Annotated in this window: 3 protein-coding genes; all 3 read right to left on the bottom strand. The window is 48.5% G+C overall.

Features of this window, described 5'->3' with window-relative positions; genetic code table 11:
- Positions 1-70: 70 nt before the first annotated feature.
- On the bottom strand, positions 71-1,591 hold the full coding sequence (locus JMJ97_RS09355) for a hypothetical protein (RefSeq protein WP_260700093.1): 1,521 nt from the start codon (positions 1,589-1,591) through the stop codon (positions 71-73).
- 387 nt (positions 1,592-1,978) lie between these two features.
- The gene (locus JMJ97_RS09350; RefSeq protein WP_117743949.1) at positions 1,979-2,776 is read right to left on the bottom strand and encodes a hypothetical protein; all 798 of its coding nucleotides are present in this window, start codon (positions 2,774-2,776) and stop codon (positions 1,979-1,981) included.
- Positions 2,769-3,884, bottom strand: a complete 1,116-nt coding sequence (locus JMJ97_RS09345) for an AAA family ATPase (RefSeq protein ID WP_260700092.1) — start codon at positions 3,882-3,884, stop codon at positions 2,769-2,771. The genes JMJ97_RS09350 and JMJ97_RS09345 overlap by 8 nt, the downstream gene beginning before the upstream one ends.
- Between the last annotated feature and the right edge of the window lie 438 nt (positions 3,885-4,322).

Raw genomic sequence — 4,322 nt, 5'->3', positions numbered from 1 at the left:
CGAGGCCGAGCGCAAAATGGATTCTAAAAAACACCTTGCCAAATAGGAGCGTCAGCAGTCGGGAACCATTCTATTCCGCCTCTACGATTTCGTCTGCATTGCCTTCGGTTTCGTTGTTCGGCTCATTTATCTCAGTGTTCTTGGCCACCGTCTCTGTGTCACCGTCTTCTGCAGGGAGGTAATACATTAAGCCAAATAGCTCATTTATCGCTCTGCGAGTATTTGCAGCTGAGACACCGATGCGCTTCAGCTGCATTGCATAGACAAGATAGCGTAGAAGCAGCAAATCAAGAATGGCAGCACCTTTGAAATCCTTGTCAATGTTTCCATGGGCAAAGTCATTTCTTTGCTCAGCCAGCCTGCTTCCAATGACTTCGTAGGAAAATTCCTCATCATTCCTTTTGTATAGACCTTCCCCAAATACCCCAATCATTTCATGAAAATCTCGACCAGCCTGTACTATCTTCGATTCCAGATTGCTAAAGCCGATGCTCTTCTTTGCATATTTCAATATCTTTTTAGCTTTTCCGGAGCTTTGGTTAATGCATTCATCCATCTGAGCTGATGCTCGTTGCTCAGCAGCCACTCGAGCTTCTGATTTGACAACTCCGCTTGGATACGCTTGGTCAAATTCCCATTCAAATGCTGCGGAAGTCAGCACGAAGTCCGATGCATCGAGCGTATGTCCCTTTTCGTATGTTTCAGGAATATGCCTTAGGTAGATTTCTCCGTCTGCAATCGCTCCAAACATTTTAATCTCATACGGGTCCAGCAAAGACAGCTGAATATATCGACCTTTTTCAAGAGGCTTGGTATCAAATGGCTCTGAGGATCTCGCTAGCTTGAATTCAGCTGTGCTGGGGTAATGCGAGTCGTCGTACATAGCCTGCAGGCTGCAATCCTCAATTAGTGCGTTTTTGCTGAATGTCAGATATTTGAGGAAGTCTTCTGCTGCATGCCACAGGCGATAGAAAAACCAGTAATCGTCCGTTTCATCAAACTCGAAAATCATGCTGGAATTAAGGGTGATGGGTGGAGTACTAATTTTCATACTGCATGTCCACCCAACTGAGAAATACGCCGCGATATCTCTGCCCTCAAAGCGAAATGCTCTCTTCACGGTCGAAGTTCTGTCGAATCCATTTGTCCTGATAGAGATGATTCCCTTTTCTGTAAGGTCGTCAGAATCAAATACCTGCGAGAATGCCCTATTAACCGGATGAATGTAATTCAAGGCCCTGCCGGATAGAGTCATCCTGCAAAAACCATTGGTATTCGGGCTACATTCCAGATACCCAGCAACGTTGATATACAGAGTCGAATTTCGACTTCCGACAGTCGATTCCTCCCTGGTCAAAAAGATCAATCGCTTGCTTGTCTCGTTGCAGAAGCCGTCAAGATAAGGCACATCAACAGTCAAAGGGTCGCCGGATGTATACACACCGGGGCAAATTTCTTTTTTTAGCCAACCCCACATAATGTCATTCTTGCGTTCTTTGGGCGGGATGAGAACAAGCTCAGAGCCATCGAACACAAAGACAAAATCAACATCTTTGAATTTTAGAGTTCCCGAATACGTGTTGTCTGTCATCTTATTTACCCCTCATAATGACCTTTCCAGTCCTTGTTCGCAACCTTGTCGCCGATCCTCTCGAGATCGACGCAGGCGAAATGCCAGTCTCCTAACAGCTTGTCCAAGCTGGGCTTAACGGGTTCCACATCACCTGCGTGAACCCGAAGTCGGAGTGGGGGAAGCTGATAGTGAGGTACTTTCCCGAGCTCGCGCCGCTGCAGGCGATTCGGAACAACTATCCGAAGACCCCGCTCACGCTCGACCGCGTTGACGTGGGAGGTCGCGGCGGCATCAGGCAAGAGAACATCATCGACTGGATGCTGTCCGGGGCATGGCCAACAACGTCTCTTATGGCGAGTTCACAATTTAGACAGGAGAACCTGTACCCGCGAGATTAATTGCGTCTCATCCATTTCCTCGGGGGCAATCATCGAACTTAAGGTGGCGCATCGGAGCCATGGAATTAAAGAACTTATCACCGAAATAGTCGAGCAGAAACTCTGGAAAAGCCGATAGCACAAACACCGAACCGTCCTCGATCCGCATCCTTTTCTCCTCGCGGAAGATCGCATCGACCGTAACCAGCTCTCGATACGTCTCAAATGAAACCTCATCGAGACCGAGCAGGCACTTGCATCTCAATACGAAGGCAGCGATTGCATCTTTCCATTGGGGAAGCTCCATGTGCTTCCCCACGTTAACGTTTCCCTCTCCCGACTTATTTTTATATTGAGCGATTTCCGAGTTGTCAACAAAACAGCCTGAATGCGCCTGGCACTGCCCTGCGCGATAATCGTACAGTGCCTCGACCATCGGGTAGCTTATATAGAGCTTTCCGCTCTCGTGCTCGTTATCGAATGCGAGGAGCATCGCCTCCACAAGGGCATCGGACTCGCATCCAGGCGCATTGTTCTGATGAGAGTCGTAGTCAAAGAAGAGAAAGACCTCATCAACAGAATCCCTCTCCACGCCCTCTAGACATTTTGCAGCAGAAGGCACCGTTTCTCTCAGTACCTCCACAACATCCAGATCGAAGTCCTCCTCTGCAAGCCGCTCGTAAAGCATGTAGATGTTCTGCGCCGCTGGCAGACAGATCACCCTCAGGTCATCTCTCCCTTTCAGAAAAAGATCCTTCATCTTCTCCGCAAAGCGCAGGTCACGCGACTCTCCTTCAACGATGAAGAGCGTGACCGGGCTAGCCATCGAAAGCACCGGCCTTAAACATCTTCTGGAGGTTATGCGCCAATCTGAGCTCCTTGGGTGTTAGCTTTTCCAGCGAGCGAATCTCCCCCTCCTTGAGAATGAAATAGACATCGGGACGCATGAGGTCGTTCGTCAAAAGGTCCGTGTTGTGCGTCGTAATGAAAACCTGGACACCCTCAAGGTCCCGTAGCATCTCCACGATCGACCGGGACAATTCAAAGTGATAAAAGGCATCGAATTCATCGATAAAGACCAAGGAAGCCTTGCTCATCTTGATATACCAGTAGTAGTACAGAGCAAGTGACATGGTGCCTGTCGAGGCGACCGACGCAAACGGAACGGTACCGCCCTCGAACCTGCAATAAAGCTCGGGAACTCCATTCACGTCCACGGATACGAGGTTCAGGGAGATTCCCTGCTGGCGCAAGAATTCTTGGAAGTCCTCCATCTTTCCTTCGCGAATAATGCCCTGGGTAAAGATATCCGAGCCAACCGAAAGCCCCTGATATCCACGCTCATCGAGCGAGTAGAACATGAGCATGTTGTCGACAAAGGAGGTGAAGGCTCTAAACGCCCTGGCAGACGGCTCATCTCGCAGTATTGCATTGCTCTTGACATATTTGACACGCGACAGCCTGTCGGACTCAGTGGGGAGATCGGTAGAAAGCGAGAGGAACTCGGCGCCCGGCAGGTCAACATGGCCCGTTTGAGCGTCGAACCTGTAGCTCAAGACCTCCACGCCAGCAATGTACAGACTCTCGTATACAAGCGTCTGTGGGTCGGTTTTCCCGTAGCGGTATACGACCTCGATATTGTCGAAGACAAAATCGTATTGAAACTCTGTAATTGAACTCTTTGAATTAAGGCACCGGTATGGCGAGTATTTTTTGAGCAGCTTTTCCTTGTCGGTCAGATGCAGAACAATGTCGAATATCGCGAGGGCGAAATTGGACTTTCCACTGCCATTCGCACCATATATGATGCCCTTTGCCTTAATGCCATCCTGAATTACCTGTTGATTGAATGAATAGTTGGCGGGATCGGATAGATCAAATGTAATTCGCTTATTGAAGCACTTGAAATTTGAAACCGAAAACTTCTTGAGCATGGCACGGCTCCTCTGCTTTCTGAGTCTATTTGAAACACATGATAAAGTAGCTTAGCAAATTGGTCAATTTGCCCGTATTTTTAATACGGATATTCCGAAGAAAAACTACGGAAGTACGCGATATACGCCGGGCCTGTCCAACCGATCATAGTCTTCGCAGGGCAAGACTTCTTCGCGCGCGAGGGAGAATGTGATCTCGATCGTTAGGCGCACGCTGATAAAACTAGGCGGTACCGTCTCAGCGACCCCGCCTTACAAATCCGAAGGTTTTTCATCTAAATCTATTATGAACCATCTTTTATGGACTATCGGAACCATTTATCAAACAACATCATCAGAAACGTGAAGGGCGAATTCGGAAGCTGATTCTCCCTTTCACCGACTGGCAAAACGATTTACACCTAATTTCTGGTGCTGCTCACAGGCATTTCTTTCGTC

The organism is Collinsella aerofaciens (assembly GCF_025289055.1).
Classification (GTDB): domain Bacteria; phylum Actinomycetota; class Coriobacteriia; order Coriobacteriales; family Coriobacteriaceae; genus Collinsella.
This window is presented reverse-complemented; position numbering and strand designations above follow the sequence as displayed.